This is a genomic window from Colwellia sp. C2M11 (genome assembly GCF_018860915.1).
In the GTDB taxonomy this organism is placed as follows: domain Bacteria; phylum Pseudomonadota; class Gammaproteobacteria; order Enterobacterales; family Alteromonadaceae; genus Colwellia.
In genome coordinates, this window is sequence record NZ_JAHKQD010000052.1 from 36,315 (window position 1) to 55,900 (window position 19,586).

General features: G+C 37.1%; 17 protein-coding genes. 13 read left to right on the forward strand and 4 right to left on the reverse strand.

Annotation, left to right across the window (positions count from 1 at the left end):
- The first annotated feature begins 25 nt into the window (after positions 1 to 25).
- The 9 genes from mrcB to KO509_RS15535 all read left to right on the forward strand — a co-directional run bounded on the left by mrcB (position 26) and on the right by KO509_RS15535 (position 10,887).
- Entirely contained in the window at positions 26 to 2,407 is a 2,382-nt protein-coding gene (gene mrcB, locus KO509_RS15495) for a penicillin-binding protein 1B (protein WP_215974172.1), read from the forward strand.
- Between the two features lie 329 nt (positions 2,408 to 2,736).
- Positions 2,737 to 3,102 (forward strand): YebG family protein, encoded by a 366-nt coding sequence (locus KO509_RS15500; protein WP_215974173.1) that lies wholly within the window; start codon positions 2,737 to 2,739, stop codon positions 3,100 to 3,102.
- 27 nt (positions 3,103 to 3,129) lie between these two features.
- Entirely contained in the window at positions 3,130 to 3,879 is a 750-nt protein-coding gene (locus KO509_RS15505) for a SprT family zinc-dependent metalloprotease (protein ID WP_215974174.1), read from the forward strand.
- 481 nt (positions 3,880 to 4,360) lie between these two features.
- On the forward strand, positions 4,361 to 6,847 hold the full coding sequence (gene thrA, locus KO509_RS15510; protein WP_215974175.1) for a bifunctional aspartate kinase/homoserine dehydrogenase I: 2,487 nt from the start codon (positions 4,361 to 4,363) through the stop codon (positions 6,845 to 6,847).
- Positions 6,847 to 7,824 carry a homoserine kinase gene (gene thrB / locus KO509_RS15515; RefSeq protein WP_215974176.1) on the forward strand — a complete coding sequence of 326 codons (978 nt, stop codon included), beginning with the start codon at positions 6,847 to 6,849 and terminating at the stop codon, positions 7,822 to 7,824. Before thrA ends, thrB begins: the two co-directional genes overlap by 1 nt.
- A gap of 51 nt (positions 7,825 to 7,875) precedes the next feature.
- Positions 7,876 to 9,180 carry a threonine synthase gene (gene thrC, locus KO509_RS15520; protein WP_215974177.1) on the forward strand — a complete coding sequence of 435 codons (1,305 nt, stop codon included), beginning with the start codon at positions 7,876 to 7,878 and terminating at the stop codon, positions 9,178 to 9,180.
- A gap of 22 nt (positions 9,181 to 9,202) precedes the next feature.
- Positions 9,203 to 9,916 carry a uracil-DNA glycosylase gene (gene ung / locus KO509_RS15525; protein ID WP_215974178.1) on the forward strand — a complete coding sequence of 238 codons (714 nt, stop codon included), beginning with the start codon at positions 9,203 to 9,205 and terminating at the stop codon, positions 9,914 to 9,916.
- A complete protein-coding gene (locus KO509_RS15530) occupies positions 9,909 to 10,466 on the forward strand; it encodes a hypothetical protein (protein ID WP_215974179.1) in 558 nt (185 codons plus the stop codon). Before ung ends, KO509_RS15530 begins: the two co-directional genes overlap by 8 nt.
- A 1-nt stretch (position 10,467) precedes the next feature.
- Entirely contained in the window at positions 10,468 to 10,887 is a 420-nt protein-coding gene (locus tag KO509_RS15535; RefSeq protein WP_215974180.1) for a phospholipase, read from the forward strand.
- A gap of 20 nt (positions 10,888 to 10,907) precedes the next feature.
- On the opposite strand, the gene KO509_RS15540 is transcribed toward KO509_RS15535, so the two are convergent.
- Positions 10,908 to 11,504, reverse strand: coding sequence for a GNAT family N-acetyltransferase (locus KO509_RS15540; protein ID WP_215974181.1), 597 nt, complete (start codon positions 11,502 to 11,504; stop codon positions 10,908 to 10,910).
- 237 nt (positions 11,505 to 11,741) lie between these two features.
- On the opposite strand from KO509_RS15540, the gene KO509_RS15545 reads away from it, so the two are divergent.
- Positions 11,742 to 13,118 carry an FAD-binding oxidoreductase gene (locus KO509_RS15545; RefSeq protein ID WP_215974182.1) on the forward strand — a complete coding sequence of 459 codons (1,377 nt, stop codon included), beginning with the start codon at positions 11,742 to 11,744 and terminating at the stop codon, positions 13,116 to 13,118.
- Positions 13,119 to 13,197: 79 nt separating this feature from the next.
- Here KO509_RS15545 and KO509_RS15550 read toward each other — a convergent pair whose 3' ends face one another.
- The 3 genes from KO509_RS15550 to trxA all read right to left on the reverse strand — a co-directional run bounded on the left by KO509_RS15550 (position 13,198) and on the right by trxA (position 16,007).
- The gene (locus KO509_RS15550; protein ID WP_215974183.1) at positions 13,198 to 14,169 is read right to left on the reverse strand and encodes a D-2-hydroxyacid dehydrogenase; all 972 of its coding nucleotides are present in this window, start codon (positions 14,167 to 14,169) and stop codon (positions 13,198 to 13,200) included.
- Between the two features lie 83 nt (positions 14,170 to 14,252).
- Positions 14,253 to 15,455, reverse strand: coding sequence for an NnrS family protein (locus KO509_RS15555; protein WP_252727641.1), 1,203 nt, complete (start codon positions 15,453 to 15,455; stop codon positions 14,253 to 14,255).
- A 219-nt stretch (positions 15,456 to 15,674) separates the two neighbouring features.
- On the reverse strand, positions 15,675 to 16,007 hold the full coding sequence (gene trxA / locus KO509_RS15560; RefSeq protein WP_215974185.1) for a thioredoxin: 333 nt from the start codon (positions 16,005 to 16,007) through the stop codon (positions 15,675 to 15,677).
- A gap of 129 nt (positions 16,008 to 16,136) precedes the next feature.
- On the opposite strand from trxA, the gene KO509_RS15565 reads away from it, so the two are divergent.
- The 3 genes from KO509_RS15565 to KO509_RS15575 all read left to right on the forward strand — a co-directional run bounded on the left by KO509_RS15565 (position 16,137) and on the right by KO509_RS15575 (position 19,487).
- Entirely contained in the window at positions 16,137 to 17,018 is an 882-nt protein-coding gene (locus KO509_RS15565) for a LysR family transcriptional regulator (protein ID WP_159817288.1), read from the forward strand.
- A 303-nt stretch (positions 17,019 to 17,321) separates the two neighbouring features.
- Positions 17,322 to 18,899 carry a DUF262 domain-containing protein gene (locus tag KO509_RS15570; protein ID WP_215974186.1) on the forward strand — a complete coding sequence of 526 codons (1,578 nt, stop codon included), beginning with the start codon at positions 17,322 to 17,324 and terminating at the stop codon, positions 18,897 to 18,899.
- Positions 18,900 to 19,025: 126 nt separating this feature from the next.
- Entirely contained in the window at positions 19,026 to 19,487 is a 462-nt protein-coding gene (locus KO509_RS15575) for a CPBP family intramembrane glutamic endopeptidase (RefSeq protein ID WP_215974187.1), read from the forward strand.
- The last annotated feature ends 99 nt before the right edge of the window (positions 19,488 to 19,586 follow it).

The window sequence follows — 19,586 nt, forward strand, 5'->3', positions numbered from 1 at the left end:
ATCAATGCTAGGATTTTATACCTAAATGACAACAAAGAAGAAAAGTAATAAAGCAGAAAATACTGTTAAATCAAAGCAGGGTAAAAATGTTAGTAAACCTCAAAGAGCATGGTTGCGTCGCATTACTGTTATAGGTGTAAAACTTGCAATTGCGCTTTTTTTTACGCTGGCTATTTTTACTATTTACCTTGATGCAAAAGTGCAGCAAACGTTTGAAGGGCAACGTTGGCAAGTACCTGCACAAGTCTATGGTAAAATTGAATCGTTGGTAATTGGTGAGCGACTCAACCTTAACCATTTAGCACAATCGTTAAAATTAAATGGCTATAAAAAAGTAAGAACTGTTACTGCTTCAGGACAGTATGCTCAATCAGCCCATCGAATTATTATCTACCGTCGTCCGTTTGTTTTTCCACAAACACATACCGTTACTACGACTGATGCCATTCAACTAACAATTGATGTTTCCGCGGGGAAAATAAGTCAGCTTTTTATTGATGATGTTCCCGTAACTTCATTACAGGTAGAGCCCATATTACTCGCTCGATTAGTCCCTAATAACAAAGAAGATCGTATCTTAACGGCCTTAGAAAATACTCCTACGTTATTATTAGATACATTATTACTGATTGAAGATCGTGAGTTTTATCATCACCAAGGTATTTCTCCTTTAGGTATCTTACGTGCGCTTTATAATAATATTATTGCAGGGCGAACTGTTCAAGGCGGGAGCACGCTAACTCAGCAGCTAGTTAAAAATATGTTTTTAACGCAAGAACGTACCCTGACGCGTAAAGTGAAAGAAGCAATAATGGCTATCATTATTGAAGTGCGCTATAGCAAAGATCAATTACTTGAAGCCTATATTAATGAGGTTTATTTAGGTCAACATTATGCGAATGGTATTTATGGGTTTGGCTTAGCAGCTAAATTCTATTTTGGCACAACACTTGAAGAATTAAATAGTGCACAAATAGCGTTGTTAGTTGCACAAGTGAAAGGGCCAAGTTATTACGATCCATGGCGAAACCCTGTTAGAGCAAAAGAACGTCGAGACTTGGTTTTGAGACTTATGTTTGAAGAAAACTTTCTTACGGTCGAAGAGTTTAAACAAAGGGTTAGTTCGCCGTTATCAATACGTAAAAATAGACGCTTCAAAGCGCAAGAGTACCCCGCTTATTTACAAGTAGTACAGCAAGAGTTAAATCAATTGTTACCCTCTGTTCAGCAAAAAAATGGTATTCGCGTATTTACGGGGTTTTCTCACTTATCACAGCAATTTCTAGAACAAACGGTTACCAGTCAGTTAACGGCACTCGAACAAAAATATAAGCAAACTGATTTACAAGCTGCAATGATTGTGACCGATATTAACAGTGCTGAAATTAGGGCATTAGTTGGCGATAGAAAAGCTGGTTACGCAGGTTTTAATCGGGCAATAAATGCGAAACGTCCTATAGGATCATTAATCAAACCGGCTATTTATTTAGCGGCTTTAGAGCGTTATGAACAATTTAATTTTGCTACTTTATTGGCAGATGAACCTATAACCTTAACAAATGGCGTAGATACAACTAGTAAGCAAGGGAGCCAAGCCGAAGCTGCGTGGCAACCTAAAAACTATGATGGCAAGTATCGTCATCAAGTACCGTTAATTGATGGTTTAGTCAATTCGCTTAATATTCCTACTGTCAATTTAGGTATGGCTTTAGGGTTAGATAATGTGGCCAAAGCGATTCATTTATTTGGTTTTGACGAAGATATTGTTATGAGACCGTCAATGCTACTGGGGGCGATTAACATGTCACCTTTACAGATTAATCAGTTGTATTTATCGCTGGCTAATCAAGGCTATGCTGAACAGGCGCATACAATTAACATCATTACGTCCAACAAGGGGGAAACCCTATGGCAATATCAAGCGAGTAATGCTCAAGTTATTTCAACGAATGCTGCTTATTTAATGGATTATGCTTTAACGCAGGTTACTAAAACAGGCACCGCCAGATCGCTGACTTGGCGATTAAAAAATAATGAGCTAGCGGGAAAAACAGGTACCAGTAATGATTTACGTGATAGCTGGTTTGTTGGATATGATGACCAGCATTTAGTTACTACGTGGTTAGGTAAAGATGATAATAAACCAACTGGCTTAACCGGAAGTAGTGGAGCTTTGGTATTATTTTCTGACTTTCTTAAAAAGCAAGGCGTTGTGAATAAAACGCGCATTAAACCTGAGGCTATAGCGACAACCTTATTTGAGGAAAAAACAGGGCATGCAGTGTCAGAGCAGTGCGATAATACTAAAGCTTACCCTGCAATATCGGCTGGAATAACAGTAAAAGATGGTTGCTTGAAAGAAAAAGTAGATGAACGATCTTGGTTTGAAAAGTTATTTTCTGATTAATATCACCTTATACCTTGAAGTAAACTTTAAATATTTACTAGTAAATGATAACCCAACAACTGTTTTTATATACAGCTTGTTATTTGTTGTGATATTGTTAGTTTATTAACAATAAAAATTTTATTTTTATTGAGCTCTCTTTTAATACCAATTTTATTAATTAAGTGAGCAATTTTATAGGTAAAAAAATTGCCAACAAATAGAAGGCATTTATTTTAATAACTAGTGGTTATAATTATTAAATAAATAACGATGTCGTTGGTGATTTTAGCAAGTAGAAATGATCATATAGCTAGTAAAAATTGGTATAACATGACTAAGGAAGAATAATGGCAGTTGAAAGTCGATTCGTCGTCATTAGACACGGGGTGGAGGCAAAAACATTTATGGATAAGAAATCAGCAGATGAATATGACAAAATGTTGGATATGGCTGATAACTTGGCTGATGTATTTGCGCAATCACCAATAGAATTAAGTGACAGTGTTAGCGAAGAACTGAGTATTTATTTAGCTCAACATCGCGAAGAAGTGCTAGTTGCTTTACTTGCGAAGAAACCTGCAAGTAAAGCTCCTACCAAAAAAGCACCTAAGAAAGCCGCTGATAAAACTCCCGAAAAGGTGGCCGAAAAAACAGTTGAAGCAAAACCAGCAAAAGCAGCGACTAAGTCAGCTAAATTAACTAAAGAGAATTGATTTTTTAACGCAAAATCAAAGATTATCATGATTGATTATCAAGTTTTACGCAGTCATCGTAAAACACTTTCGCTGCAGGTAAAACAGGGGCTGGTTTATGTTCGTGCCCCTCATCATGTTGATGAAAAGTTTATTAGCCTCTTTATTCAGAAAAAAAGCGCATGGTTGAAAGCTAAAATTACCGAGCAAAATCAAAGTGCTGATCTTTGTTGTGATTTTACTCAGGGCTCAAAGCTATTTGTATTTGGTCAACTGGTTACACTCAATATTATATTTGCTGATACAGCTGAAAAATTAGATCCAAAAAGTAATGTTGTACTTACCGAAACCACGAGCGAACAACAAACCCTTACTGTTAAATTACCAACACGTATTCAACGTAAACAACTCGATGAGTTAAGCTTGGCTATTGCCGTTAAAAAACAACTAGAATGCTATTTTAAACAGCAAGCTCAAAATATTATCTTACCGAGAGTAGAGTATTACGCAAAATTAACCAAGTTAAACTATACCTCAATAAAAATAAGACAATATCGTGCTCGTTGGGGAAGCTGTAATAATAAAGGTGAGCTAAGCTTTAACTATTTATTAATGATGCTACCTAGGCAAGTTATTGATTATGTTATTGTGCATGAATTGTGTCACTTGCGTTATTTAAATCACTCAAAGTACTTCTGGCAATTAGTGGCCAAACACTTTCCCGATTATATTGAAGCGCAACAATGGGTAAAAACGCATCAGTCAGCGTTGTATTGGCAGCCTCCTGTATCGAGTTAACGTTTGCATAAATTCTCATCGACCCAGTTAGCGATAGCGCCTATTGTCTAATGTTTTTCCTATCATTTTATTGGTTGCTCTTGTAATTAATAAACTATGAATATGCAAGTAACGCTAGGTGCATAAAAATCACGCTGTACTTGAACATTTATTAATATCAATGAATATATAGCTATCCTTGAAGATTACTTAAGTGACAATATAGTTGATCAATTAACCACATATAACTTTTTTTTAATATATATGCATATACTATAACTTTTTATTCTCTTTCTAATTGGTCAATAAATGTTGACACTATTAAGTAAATCAGGCATTTTATGACCCATGAATATTACCTTTAGCCAAATTATTATTATTATAACCACCACCACCCGAATAGGATGATGGTTGCAGGCTGACGTGTAAAAAAAATAATTTTATCGAAGCTCGTAACCTGCAAAGGTTACGAGTTTTTTGCTTTCAAGAAAGGGAAAAAATAATGCGTGTACTTAAATTTGGTGGCTCATCGTTGGCATCAGCTGAGCGTTTTCGTCAAGTTGCTGATATCATCAAAGACAAAAGCCAATTGACCAAAGTTGCTATCGTTGTTTCAGCACCCCAAGGTGTTACTAATCATTTGGTAGCTATGGCTGAAAATATTACTGATGAAGCAAAATTAATCACCGATTTAGGACATTTCAAACGTGCTATTACCACCATTATTGAAGACTTGTCTGCAAGTTTAAGTAACTTTAATTCACATCATTGTGAACAGGCATTAGCTAATTATGAGCATCAGCTACAGCGTTATATGCAAGGCGCTACAATGCTTACTTATTGCCCTGATCATATCCGTGCTCGAATTATTAGTACAGGCGAGCGATTAAGTGTTGCCATTCTTGATTCAGTTTTACAATCTCAAGGTTTACAAGTTTCGTTACTTTCACCTGAAAAATTCCTTTGTACTAATGAATCGTCATTAAATGCTGTGGCTGACTTAGTGCTTTCTAAAGAGAAGTTTTCAATAGAATATGAAAAATTGAATCAGATCTCATTAATGCCAGGTTTCATTGGTATTTGTCTCGGCAAAGATAATAAAGAAGATCAAGTTACTACACTAGGACGTAATGGCTCTGATTATTCTGCAGCCGTTTTAGCAGTATGTTTACAAGCAGAATGCTGTGAAATTTGGACAGATGTTGACGGTGTTTATAATGCTGATCCTCGTATGATTAAAGAAGCTAAACTTCTTGATTACTTGTCTTATCAAGAAGCAATGGAGTTATCTTATTTTGGTGCAAGCGTGTTACATCCGAAAACAATTGGTCCAATCGCTCAATATCACATCCCTTGTTTAATCAAGAATACCAGTAATCCAGCGGCACCGGGTACACTCATTTCAAATGAAAATGATCAGCAAAAGCGCGTTAAAGCGATATCTAATCTTGATGATTTAACTATGGTTAATGTTTCAGGACCAGGTATGAAGGGCATGGTAGGCATGGCAAGTCGCGTATTTGCTACCATGAGTAGAGAAAACATCTCGTTAGTATTAATTAGCCAATCATCAAGCGAATATTGTATTAGTTTCTGTATTCATTCAGCGGATGCTCAACAAGCTGAAGAAAGCTTAAAAGAAGAGTTTGAACTTGAATTGCTTAATGGCTTACTTGAGCCGATTGCCCTAAAAGGTCAATTATCTATTGTGTCGCTAGTGGGTGATGGGATGCATCATCAACGTGGTGTTGCCGCTAAATTCTTTAGTTCATTAGCACAAGCACGCGTTAACGTCGTTGCTATTGCTCAGGATTCTTCAGAGCGTAGTATTTCGGTAGTAATAGAAGAAAGAAAATGTACTGCTGCTATGAAAGTTAGTCATCAAAACTTCTTTTCACATAAACCAGCAATTGATGTGTTCTTAGTTGGTTGTGGTGTCGTAGGTAGTGAGTTAATTGCACAAATTTCACGCCAACAAGAAAGCTTGAAAAAACAAAATATCGCCTTAACTGTTTATGGTATCGCCAATTCAAAAGGTATGGTCTTTGCAAAAGAAGGTATTGATTTAGATAACTGGCAAGAAGCGATGGCGCAAGGCATTGAAAATAAAAATGCCGTTGAAGTTAATGCTAAAAACTTAAAAACTTTTGTTAGTGATAACCACTTAATTAACCCTGTTTTAGTTGACTCAACATCTAATGAAGCATTGGCTATGAGCTATGTAGATTACTTGGCGGAAGGTTTTCATGTTGTGACACCAAACAAAAAAGCCAATACTGATTCATGGGAATACTATCAACAATTACGTAGTACCGCGCAAGCAACTAATCGTCGATTCTTATATGAAACAACGGTAGGTGCAGGTTTACCAGTAATCGATACCTTACAAAGCTTGATTAAAGCAGGGGATGAATTATTACGTTTTGAAGGTATATTATCAGGTTCGTTATCTTATATTTTTGGCAAGCTTGATGAAGGTATGTCTTTATCAGAAGCAACGGCTATTGCTAAAACAAATGGTTTTACTGAGCCTGATCCTCGTGACGATTTAAGTGGAATGGATGTTGCGCGTAAATTATTAATTATGGCGCGTGAATCTGGCATGCAGCTTGAACTTTCTGATATTAACATTGAATCAGTATTACCAAGTGATTTTGATGATAGTGGTGATGTTGATACTTTTATGAATAACTTATCAAAACTAGACGCTGCTGTGAATGCTCGTTGTGAAGCCGCAAAAGCCGAAGGAAAAGTGTTACGTTATATTGGTAATATTGTTGATGGGAAATGTCAGGTTTCTATTGAAGCGGTAGATGCTAGCCATCCACTTTATAGTATTAAAGATGGCGAAAATGCATTGGCAATACATAGCCGTTATTATCAACCACTACCATTTGTTTTACGTGGCTATGGCGCTGGCGCTGCAGTAACTGCTGCTGGTGTTTTTGGTGATATATTAAGAACACTAGCGTGGGAGCAACAACACTAATGTCTACTTTATCTTCTTTGTCAGCTAATGTCTCTGTTTTCGCTCCTGCCTCAATTGGTAATCTTAGCGTTGGTTTTGATGTATTAGGCTTAGCCGTTAAACCTGTTGATGGTACTTTACTTGGTGATGTTGTTACTGTGGAAAGTGCAACGGAAGACAGTTTAGTTGTGGTTGGCGCTTTTGCTGATAAATTACCTAAAGAGAAAGAAAGTAATATTGTTTGGTCATGTTTACAATTGTTTAATCAAGCATTGGTTGCTCAAGGCCAACCGGTTTTTACTGTACAAATGACCTTAGACAAAAAAATGCCGGTAGGTAGCGGATTAGGCTCTAGTGCTTGTTCGGTAGTTGCAGCACTTGCTGGTTTAAATGCCTTTTACAGTAAAAATCATAACTTCAGTTTTGATGAGAAAACTGTACTGAAAATGACCGGGCAAATGGAAGCGCAAATTAGCGGAAGTTTACATTATGATAATGTCGCACCTTGTTACTTAGGTGGCCTACAGTTAATGGTGCCAGATAGCGAAGTTATTAGCCGAGTTTTACCTGGTTTCAATGATTGCTATTATGTTATGGCTTATCCTGGTATTGAGGTGTCAACTAAAGCGGCTCGTGATGTATTACCGACAAGTTATAGTCGTGCTGATGTGATAAGCTATGGTCAAAATTTAGCAACGTTTGTTGATGCGTGTCATCGACAAGACAAAGCGCAAGCATTTTCAGTATTAACGGATGTTGTTGCTGAACCCTATAGAGTTAATTTATTACCGAAATATCAACAAGCCCATGATTATTTAATGGCTGAAGGCGCTCACGCGGTTGGTATTTCTGGTTCGGGCCCCACATTATTTTGTATATGTGATAACGAACAACAAGCACAACGTTATGCGTTATGGCTTAAAGAAAATTATTTACAAACAACACTAGGCTTTGTACATGTTTGCAAAGTAGATGAAGCGGGTGCAGTAGAAGTTTAATAGCATGGCTATAAGTCGCTAAACATATTTAAGAATTAGTAGGATAAAACAGTGAAATTTTATAACTTAAAAGAAAATGACGAGCAAGTAAGTTTTGCTCAAGCAGTTAAGCAAGGTTTAGGTAAAAATCAGGGGCTGTTTTTTCCTGAAACTATGCCTAAATTTGACAATATCGATGAATTATTAGCACTGCCACTTGTTGAGCGTAGCGTTAAGATTTTACATCCTTTTGTCGAAGATGACCTTAGCGAAGCTGAATTAACCCAAATTGTTACTGATGCTTTCAATTTTCCTGCTGTGTTACAACCTATTAGTAACGATCGTGCTATTCTCGAATTATTTCATGGACCAACATTAGCATTTAAAGATTTTGGTGCCCGTTTTATGGCGAAATGTTTACAAGCATTTGTTGCCAAAGATGCTAAAGCGACAGGTGAAACGAAGCCGTTAACAATATTAACAGCTACTTCTGGTGATACTGGTGCTGCTGTTGCTCATGCTTTTCATGGTATTGATAATATCCGTGTAGTAATTATGTACCCTAAAGGTAAAATTTCACTGCTTCAAGAAAAAATGTTTACTACCTTAGGTGGTAACATTGAAACATTGATGGTTGATGGTGATTTCGATGACTGCCAAGCATTAGTTAAAAAATCTTTTGACGATAAAGAGCTAGCTAATACTATTGGTTTGAACTCTGCTAATTCAATCAATATTAGCCGTTTATTAGCGCAAATTTGTTATTACTTTGAAGCTGTTGCTCAACTTTCTCGTGCTAAAAGCGATTTAGAAAATATTGTGTTTTCTATTCCAAGCGGTAACTTTGGTAACTTAACTGCTGGCTTGTTTGCTAAAGCAATGGGTTTACCAATTAAGCGTTTTATTGCCGCAACTAACTTAAACGATACTGTGCCACGTTATTTAGAAACAGGTGAGTGGACCCCTAATACAACGGTTGCTACTATTTCTAACGCAATGGATGTGAGTAATCCTAATAACTGGCCGCGTGTAGAACACATGCTTAAGTCAGGTATTGTTGAAGATGGCTGTGTAACATCAGTTTCAATTGACGAAGAGCAAACACAATCTACAGTTATTGGTTTAGGTAAGTTAGGTTATATTAGCGAACCACATGCAGCTGTTGCTTATAAAGCATTAAAGCATAGTGCTGAAGAAGGTGAGTTTGGCGTTTTCTTAGGAACTGCTCACCCTGCTAAATTTAAAGATGTGGTTGAAAGTATTTTAGGTCAGCCTTTAGGGTTACCAAAAGAACTAGCAGACTGTGCAGGCGAGCCAATCTTATCGCAAGATATGAGTACTGACTTTGCAGACTTACGTGCTTATCTTTTAAAGTAACACACAGAAATAAGCGTTTATTATGATCAAACCTCACTGGCAGCAGATAATTAAGCATGAACAATTGCAAGATTACTATTGCCAGCTACAGGCTGAAATTACTTATCAAAGAGCGCAGGGAATTACTATTTTTCCTGAAGAAAAAGATGTTTTCAGAGCATTTGAGTTTGCAGACTTAGCAGATGTAAAAGTGGTTGTGTTAGGCCAAGATCCCTATCATGGTGTTTCAGGAAAAGCGGCCTTAAAACAAGGCATGCCTGATGATATTCCTCAAGCTCATGGTTTAGCTTTTTCTGTTCAGTCTGGCGTCAAAGTCCCACCTTCATTAGTGAATATATACAAAGAATTAACTACCGATATTGAAGGTTTTGTTACGCCGAAACACGGTAATTTAACCGCTTGGGCCGAACAAGGTGTTTTATTATTAAACACTGTGCTGACAGTACAGCAAGGCATGGCGCATTCACATGCTAAGTTAGGCTGGGAAGCTTTTACCGACAAAATAATTGAACAAATTAATCGACACAATAAGGGCTGTGTTTTTATTCTTTGGGGCGCTCACGCACAAAAGAAAGGGCGCAATATTGATAACGCAAAACACCTTATATTAAATGGTCCTCATCCATCACCGCTATCCGCTTATCGCGGTTTTTTTGGCAGTCAGCCTTTTTCCAAAGCAAATAATTGGTTGGTAGCGCAAGGTGTCGCTCCAATAGATTGGTGCTTAAATGCTTAACGTTGCTCAAAATGTTGGTTTTGGGGATAAGTGTTGTAGCATAGCGGTATATATTGGTAATCAGCCACCAATGGAGCAATATCAAGAATTAAATCAATTAACCACGCTTAGCTCAGGTGATATTGCTAATATAGTGCAACATTGCGGTAACGGCTGGCGTAAGGTTTTTAATGTTTACGCAAAGCTACTCTATAGCTTAGATACAGAACTTTTTTCTTTCAAAAAATTAGCCCCTACATGGCAAGAGTATAGGGACAGCTTTTTATTACAAGCCCATTCCAATACCGCATTATTATTTAATGCACCGATTTTATCGAGTCATAACCAAACAGCCTTTTCACACGAAAAAGTTATCCATATTATTATGGGAAAAACCTATGCTAAGTCATTAGTTAACTCACAACTATTAACGGCACCACTGACTTGGCTTGATGAGGAGTTTGCGATTAACCAGCAAGAAAGTGTTATTGTTTGTCCTTATTTTGATTATCGCCAATTATCTAATATCAAAATTGTACGGTTAGCAGCATTAATGAAAAGTGTGCGTTAGCATGTTGATACGTATTTTCATTGTACTTACGTTTGGGATCTTTGGATCTGTTGTATTCGCTGACACGTTAAAGCCTTTTACAAGTGATGGCTGTAGTGCATTTCCTGACGGTACTTTTGCACAAAAGAAATTGTGGTTAACCTGTTGCCAACGACATGATTTTGATTATTGGCAAGGAGGCACCTATCAACAACGATTAGCATCGGATAACCGTTTAAAAATGTGTGTAACACAAGTAGGCGAGCCTACTATTGCTGCACTGATGTTAGCGGGTGTCAGGGTGGGTGGTACACCTTATTTACCAACAAGTTTTCGATGGGGTTATGGTTGGAGTTATCCTAGATTTTATGGCGCGCTTTCTGTCGAAGAGTTGCGACAAGTTCAAATCCTTTCAGCAGATATAGTGCTCAACGTAAATTGATTTAGCAGGTTGGAATGGCGTTATTTAAAATAAATAATCATTTCCGCAGCTTCACAATGGCAGTCATACCCACACAAAGTACAGTTATATCCCTGCTTACTGTCTTCGTTCCATTTATCTGGGTGAGATTTAACTAATTCCCCACCGCAATGCGTAAAGTAAGCGACAGCGCTATTATTAGGGCTCTGTTTCCAAAGGTGTGATATTCCAGCTTGAGCGCCTTGCTTTTTAGCGGTTTGAATAGAGAGTTGTAATAATGCTTTTCCTATACCTAAACCACGATACGCTTCATCTACAGTATTACACTTGAAGTAACAGCATTGCTCTTTAGGTACTTGCCATAACTCTGGGCTATACCATTGATCTATATTCCAATGCTCTGGCGCAAAAGTAATCCGAAAACCAATAAGTTTTTTATCGAGCTCTGTTTTCTCAGGGCTTGCATCTGAATTCCATAATGCGACATAACAACAGTTTTCACTTTTACTTATGCCACGAGAAGCCCAGTCGGCGATGCTTTCTTCATTGAGGTAGCCATCACCATGTACTTCATTAGCTAAATGAATAACCTGTTTGAAGTATTGTGGTGTTAATTTTTCGTAACTAACATGTGGCATAATATTTATAAAAACTCCGCATTAAGGTTTATCGATAAGTTCACACTTGCTTTGGTGAGTATAGCGATCATACCGCAAATAAATAAAAAATAACAAAATCATCTCACTATAATATAAAGTGTATTCATGCTTAATGCTCATATAGAGTAAGAGTTAATTCACCTAGTCAGATTAGAGTGATAGACAATGACTGTCTATGAGACAGCTAGTAAATTTCAGTAATTGAGAGAATGAAAGATGTACGATCCCATGTTAGATGATTCACCTGGTTGTGGTATTCATTATCCTAATAGTTATTGGGCAGATGTTTCTGGAGGGCATAGCGAGAATAAACCTGAAGATGACGGACCGCTTACCAAAGATATTACAATTGACGTTGCCATAATAGGAGCGGGTTATACCGGACTTTCTTGTGCGCTACATTTGGCGCGCGAACATGGTGTTCAGGCACATATATTTGAAGCGAATCAAACAGCGTGGGGATGTAGCGGCAGAAATGCTGGTTTTATTTTAAAATCATCTGGCAGAAAGCCTTACACTACAATGCAGAAGCAATGGGGTGAGGAAGTTATGCGCGGTATTTATCAAGAAATGTGCGCAGGTGTAGAAACCGTTAATAGCTTAATTGGCGAAGGGATTGATTGCGACCAACAAGAGGCCGGTTATATTAAAGTTGCTCATAATCCGAAGATGTTTAAGTCACTGCAAACACAGGCGACATTGCAGAAAAAAATGTTTAATTATGATGTACAAGTACTCTCAAAAAATGAATTACATCAGAATTTTATGGCCGATGAAAATGCCTATGGCGCTATTCGCTATCAAGATGGCTTTGGATTAAACCCGCTTAAATTAGCGTGGGGTTATCAAAAATTAGCACGTCAAGCGGGCGTAAAAGTACATACGTCAACACCAGTACAGTTTGCACAAAGTAAATCCAAGCATCAAGCTGGACAGGATATTGTGCTTACTACGCCGCAAGGCACTGTTAAAGCTAAAAAAGTAGTTATTGCCACTAATGGATATACACCTAAAGGGTTTCATCCTTTAATAACGAATAGAACCTTACCTGTATTGTCACAGATTATAGTGACTGAGCCGTTATCGGCCGAGCAATTAGCGGCGTGTAACTTTTTAACGAGTAATGTGGTGATGGATACACGCGCACTAAAGTACTATTACCGAAAACTACCTGATAACCGTATTTTATTTGGCGGAAGAGGTGCTATTACAGGTAAAAGCGCTGATGATCCTTATTATGCTAAACGATTGTTATCGGTGTTAAAAACCAGTTTTCCAGCGCTTACTGCATTGAATATTGACTATGCTTGGTCAGGTTGGATTTGTATGGCACTTGATGATTTACCGCATATTTACCAAGGTGACAAAGGTACTAAGGATGAAAATATTTTTTATGCCATGGGCTATTGTGGCAGCGGTGTGTCATTTTCGGTACAAGCAGGTAAACGTTTAGCCGAGAAAGTGGTAGGAAAAACATTACCAAACCTGCCTTTGTACAACACAGCATTACCTAAATTTCCCTTTGCCCCATTACGCAGAGTAGGGCAATGGGGATATTTTCATTACGGTATGATTAAAGACAACTATTTCTAGGTTAATTAATTGTCGGCCGTCGATGCTAGGCTAATTGATCTTAGCCTACTTAATTTTGGCTTAGTTAATGTTAGGCCAATTAAAGGCTGTCGAGGCGACTCAACTTTTTACCTTGTTTAAAGGCGGCAATATTCTCGCTAAGCAAATCAATTAACCGTTGCTGCGATTCATTACTTGCCCAAGCAATATGCGCCGTAATTTTTAAATTATCGACACTGTTTTCTTGTAAGGCGATGAGTAATGGATGATCAGCCGGTGGTGGCTCTTGCTCTAATACATCAAGCACAGCGTAAGCTATTTGTTTAGATTTTAATGCAGCCAGTAAATCAATGCTATTGACTAATGGACCACGTGCGGTATTAATTAACAATGCGTTAGGCTTCATCTTAGCTAAAACGTTTTTATTAATTAAGTTGGTTGTGTCTTTGGTTTGCGGGCAATGTAAGCTGATAATATCTGCTTGTGCTATCGCTTGGTCAAAGCTAACTCTGCCTTGGCGCACTGTCGTACTACCTGGGCGTTCGCTAATTAATACCTGCATATTAAAGGCCGTCGCAAGATCGACCACCGTTTTTCCTAAACATCCGTAGCCAATAACGGCTAAGGTTTTACCTGAAAGCTCGGTAATTGCATTGCCATGATAGCAAAAAGTATCACTTTTTTGCCAATGCCCCTGAGCTGTATTGCTATTATGGTGAGATGTTTGTTGATAATACTCAAGTATTTGAGCAAAGACATATTGCGCAATAGAATTACCAGCATACCCACTAACATTGGTAACAGCAATATTGTGTTGGTTTGCCGCGTTGATATCAATATTGTTATACCCGGTAGCAGCGATACAAATTAATTTCAACTGTGGTAGTTGCGCTAACATTTCAGCGGTAAAAACTACTTTGTTAGTGATAATAATTTCAGCATCTATACAGCGTTCAAGTATCTGCTCTGTTGTCGTTGTTGGGTAGCAAGTAAGGTTAGTAACTGCTTGCTCTATTGTCGCAAAAGATATGTTTGCGCTAAAAGTTTTACTATCTAAAAAAACGGCTTTCAAATTGAATTATTTCCTATTGTCTTTATTGTCATCTTGCATGTTAGCAGTTTTTCGCCACTTAGCATTAATAAGGCTACGTTGCTTTATCCAGGGCGACCATCTTTTCTAGCGCGCATTAACATAGGCGCATAAGTTATTACAAATACTCCAAATGCTAATAGCCAAAAAGATCCACTAATATCGATAAATAATAGCGTTTTTTCAGGCGCAATCCATGGGCCAATAGCACGAATAAGTGCAGCCAGTGTAATGAATATATAAGCTAATGTCATTGCTTTTGGAGGAGATAATGGGCGACCGGTATGGCCCAGTGACACCCTTGATATCATCGCTAAAATTAAACCACCCATGCCGCCAATAGTAAGCAAATGCCAAATATGATTACTGGGTATTTCAGTCGTTAAGTAACTAGCGCCTAAAATGATTAACCCATAAGCAATAAATTTAATTGAGATATGTAAAGACCACAAAAGTGGCACTCCAAGCGTTATCCAAGGTTTCCACCTTAACCAGCGCATTGTTTGAAAGCCTCCAGCAATAATTAATAACACGCCAAAACTTAAATCAGCAAAGCCGATAACAGGCTCTAATAACAAATACAACATGGCGATACCTAAGCTACCATTCGTAAGCAGCTCTAACCATGGTAACGGGGTTGCTTTAGGGGTATTCGTTCCGTTAGCAGTAAACATAGGCGTAACGCGCCCCGCCATTACTGACATTAAAAAAGTGACTAGCATCACTCCCGCATAGGCCGAATAATTAATGGTAAAGGTGTTAGGGTAATAAATCGCTAAATGCATTTCTACATTGGCAATAGAAAACAATAGTAATAAAGGAACAAAAAATAAATTGCGATATTGTTTAATCGCTATCAGTGGTTTTGCTAAAACAAAAGCAACGGCAGGTAAAAAGCTTAAATCAAGAATCGTTGTTAATGAATGGCCAAATATGTCAGGAAACAGCAGGGCAATACGACCCGTAAGCCAAATTAAGAACAACATCAGTAAAGTTGTACCTTGAGCACCACGCGCTCCAGTCCAATTTTGTACGGCGGTAAGTAGAAAGCCTGCAATAATTGCACAGCCGAAACCAAAAATCATTTCGTGAATATGCCACCAATAACCACCACCCAAAGGTGATAAAGTGATGGTGCCCTTATACATTAATAACCAAAGTATGACCGCCACCATACTGAAAATAGCACCACTAAGAAAAAATGGCCGGAAGCCTAAACGTAGTAGTGGTGTGATTTTTTGCTCTTTTTCTAGGTCGGTAATTTGCATCATTGTTACCTTGTAAAATTCTTGAGTAATTTACTCGGGTATTATGGAGGTATTGTAATGAAATAGTTTTTAATTTGCTTGAATTAGATCAATAAAATGCTCTTATCAATGAAATGACAACAGAATAAAATAGGGTAAAAGGTACCAACCTAAGTCAGATAAAACCTTGGTTGCTAGGTCGATCTTAACTTAGTTGGTATTTACTTAGCTAGTACGAGCTTATTGATTAACGAAAGCTCTAATTTTACTGACCGATGAAGCCCCAACATTGGTTGCAATTGGTTCACCATTTTTTAATAACAGCAGTGTTGGAAGACCTCTAATACCATATTTTACCATTAGCTCTTGACTATTATCTGCGTCAATTTTAACTACTTTAAGGCTTTCGTTCTCTTGTGCTATTTGCTCTACTACAGGCGCAATCATTTTACACGGCCCACACCACTGGGCGTAAAAATCAACCAGAACATCTCCTTTAAATTGCAGTACCTCTGTCTCATATTCTTCTGCAGTGATGGCTTTAACGGTATTTAATTGTGTTTGAACAGTCATTTTTTATTCCTTAAGTTTACAAATAGGTTTCCAAATAAATATACAAACCGAAGTATATTCAAGTTGTATTAACTTGATTAGCCGTGTTTAATGAGAACTATTGTTCCATAAATGAAACAGTGATGTTTAATGATAACGAATTTAGATGATCTATTACTTTTTGTTGTATTAGTAGAAGCTGGGACTTTTACCGCGGGCGCCAAAAAACTCAACATGCCTAAATCAACATTAAGTAGGCGGCTAGCGCAGTTAGAAGATAAGTTAGGTAGTGAGTTATTGATACGTACTACACGTAACCAAACGTTAACAGAAAGCGGGCGCTTACTTTATTGTGCTTGTAAAAACCACATTGATGCGTTGAGCAAAGTGGAAGAGAAAATTGGCTCATTGATAGACCAGCCACAAGGTAATTTGAATATTCTATTACCGTTAGAATTCTTCAATAAAGTGATCAGTACCTTGATTGTAGACTTTGTGCAGTTATATCCAAAAATTGCCTTGAACTGTCAACATTACTCAGCAGCAATGCCTGAATTTGATCATCATTACGACTTATGTTTTGTGTTGCACGAGCAGACATTACCAGCATCTAATTGGATAGGAAAAGAACTATTAAGTTTTCCTCAATCTATTTATGCGTCATCAGAATTTGATACGCGCAACATTAAAACGCCAGAAGATTTATCTCAATACCCCTGTATTCTATCGGAGGATGGCCAGCCATGGTTTTTTCGTGATAATAATAAATTACAAGCCGTTTATGGTCAGAACCGTATTACGCTCTCTAGCCCTGAAATGCGTTTACAGGCGACTCAGAAAAATCTTGGTTTGTGTAAGCTTGCTGATTATGTTTTACAGTCTTCGTCTCAAAAAGAGCAGCTACAACGTTTATCACTAACTAAAAAACCGACGGCGCAACGTTTAAGCGTGCTGTATCAAAGTAGAAATGTTGCGATGAAAACCCGCATTTTCTTGGATTTTTTTCAAAGTAATATTGGTCAATTACTTTGATTTTATAGCTGCTTAAATGTGGCTGTATATAAATACAACTTTTTGTGGTTTCTCCTTTCTACAAGAAGGAAGGCAAAATGCCTTCTTTCACACATCAACCAGTCAAGGGCGGATGTTTTTAACTAATTGATTTGCTGATAACAATCGAGTAATGTGAATATATTATAAAATTATGGACGATTGATACCCTCTTGTAGAAAGAAGGTATGTTGCATCATGATAAAGCTGTTATAAAGCCAATCGGGCACCGAGTATTATCGTAAAGTTGTTTTCATCTGAGAAAATAAAATAAAAGGAAGTAACATGGCTGCCAAGTCAAATTTAGTAAACCTTGATGCAATGATCAAAAGAGCTGATTTTGCACACAAACAAGATGAAAATTCATCTTTTGAAACCTTTAATAGCATTCCTGCTCGGGAACTAGCTTCAGGTAGTCCTATAGTCGCTTTACTAAGAAAGCCTGACTTTCAAAGAGAAACAAACCATTGGACACCAGATCAAGTTGTTTCTTTGCTTGAGTGCTATATCAATGGCGATCTAATTCCTTCTGTAATTTTATGGATGTCTCCTTCGTTTTTATTTGTTATTGATGGAGGGCATCGATTAAGCGTGATCCGCGCTTGGATGGAAGATGATTACGGTGATGGGCAAATATCACATAAACTATTTGGGCATGATATTTCTTCTGAACAAAAAAAAGCGGCGGAAAAAACGAGGAAACTTGTTAAAGAAAAAATTGGTGCCTGGAGTTATTATCAAAGCCTTTTAAAAGACAACGATAGTGATGATATAACACCTGAACAAAGAAAAAAATTAAGCACTTTGACTGCTCGTGGGTTACCTGTGCAGTGGGTGAAAGGAGATACTGATAAGGCAGAGACATCATTCTTCAATATAAATATGAAAGGAACTCCTTTAGATCCTCTCGAAGAGTTGCTATTAAGGAATAGAAAAAGACCTGTACCAATCGCTGCAAGAGCAATTATTCGAGCAGGTAAAGGACATCGTTATTGGTCATTATTTGAGAAAGAGAAAACAGAAGTTATTGAAGCGCAGTCGCTTAAATTGCACCGTTTATTATTTGATCCTGAGATAAAAAAGCCGATAAAAACTCTGGATTTACCACTAAGTGGTTCTAAAGGTATTAGAACAGCAATTCAAATACTGATTGATTTTATCCTAATTGCAAACTCCAATCAGAAAGACGGTGTGGTGAAATTAGATAAATATCCAGAAGATTTATCCGGTGACGGCACTCTTGATGTCTTGAAAAAAACTATTACGTTAGCATCAAGAATTACTGGAAATGATCGCGGTAGCCTTGGGCTTCACCCTGCAATATATTTCTATGGTCCTACAGGTCGTCACTCAAGCGCTATGTTTTTAGGTGCTATAACTCTTTTCAATGAAAAACTAATACAAAACAATAAATCCTTTTTTACTAAATTTACAAATGTTAGAGCAAAATTAGAAGCAATACTTATTAGTAATAAAGAGCTTGTCGCTACTATTTTACAAAAACATATTAGTCATAAACGGGTTAATATTTTTAAAGACTTGCTAGAGAAAATTGTCGTTAAGTTATCAGAAGAACAAGAAATAACACAAAATGACTTAATTGTATTTTCTCAATTGGACGGTAAATTAATTTCTGGTGATGTTCAAAATGGTAACTCTAAAATAACAGATGAACAAAAGAGTAAATTATTTATTAATGTAGCTTTAAATAATGCTCTTACGTGTCCTATTTGTAATGGTTATTTAGATGTAGATAAATCAGTATCTTATGATCACATACAAAGAGTTAGAGAAGGTGGCGTAGGAAACTCTGAAAACGTACAACTTACGCACCCTTATTGTAACCAATCAATTAAGCAGTAAGGCTTTTATAACAAGTGGCTTAAACGGACAAAAAAACAGCTAGCTTTTGCTCGTACCTCGCTAATTTTAGCCAACTATTTTATTGCCGCTTAGCAAAGCGGTAGCTTTCATCTCAAGGATGTAGATTTGCTCAAATTATTAGCCGACACTAAACAGCCGCTCAGTGTATATATATTTAAAGTCTCTGTTTTAGCTGTATCTATAGGTCTTTCAGTCGCTTTATTAATAAACTTTATTTTTCCAAATGCAGAGTCGCCAGATTTTGAACTAGGTATAATTTTTATTATTGGAGCAGTTATTTTTGGTCCTATTACTGAAAGTCTTTTAATGATCCCTATTATCTACTTAATCAGAAAAATGACTTCTAATATTATATATACTTCCCTAATTAGTGCTTTGGTTTGGGGAGGGTTACATTCACTACAAGTACCTTTATGGGGGGTAGGTGTGTTTGCGTTATTTTTTTTATTGTCAATGGCATATCAATACTGGGACAATCATTCGAGAAAATATGCTTTATTTGTAGTTACGGCAATTCACGCTTTAAATAATGCGACTGTTGTTATTATTAGTGCATTTGAAAGCTAAATTAAAATTAAGCAGGATAGTCGTTTAAATTTGTCGTTTAAATTTGTCGCTTAAATTTATTTGATTTAATGCTATTGATAAAACAACTAAGTACATTTA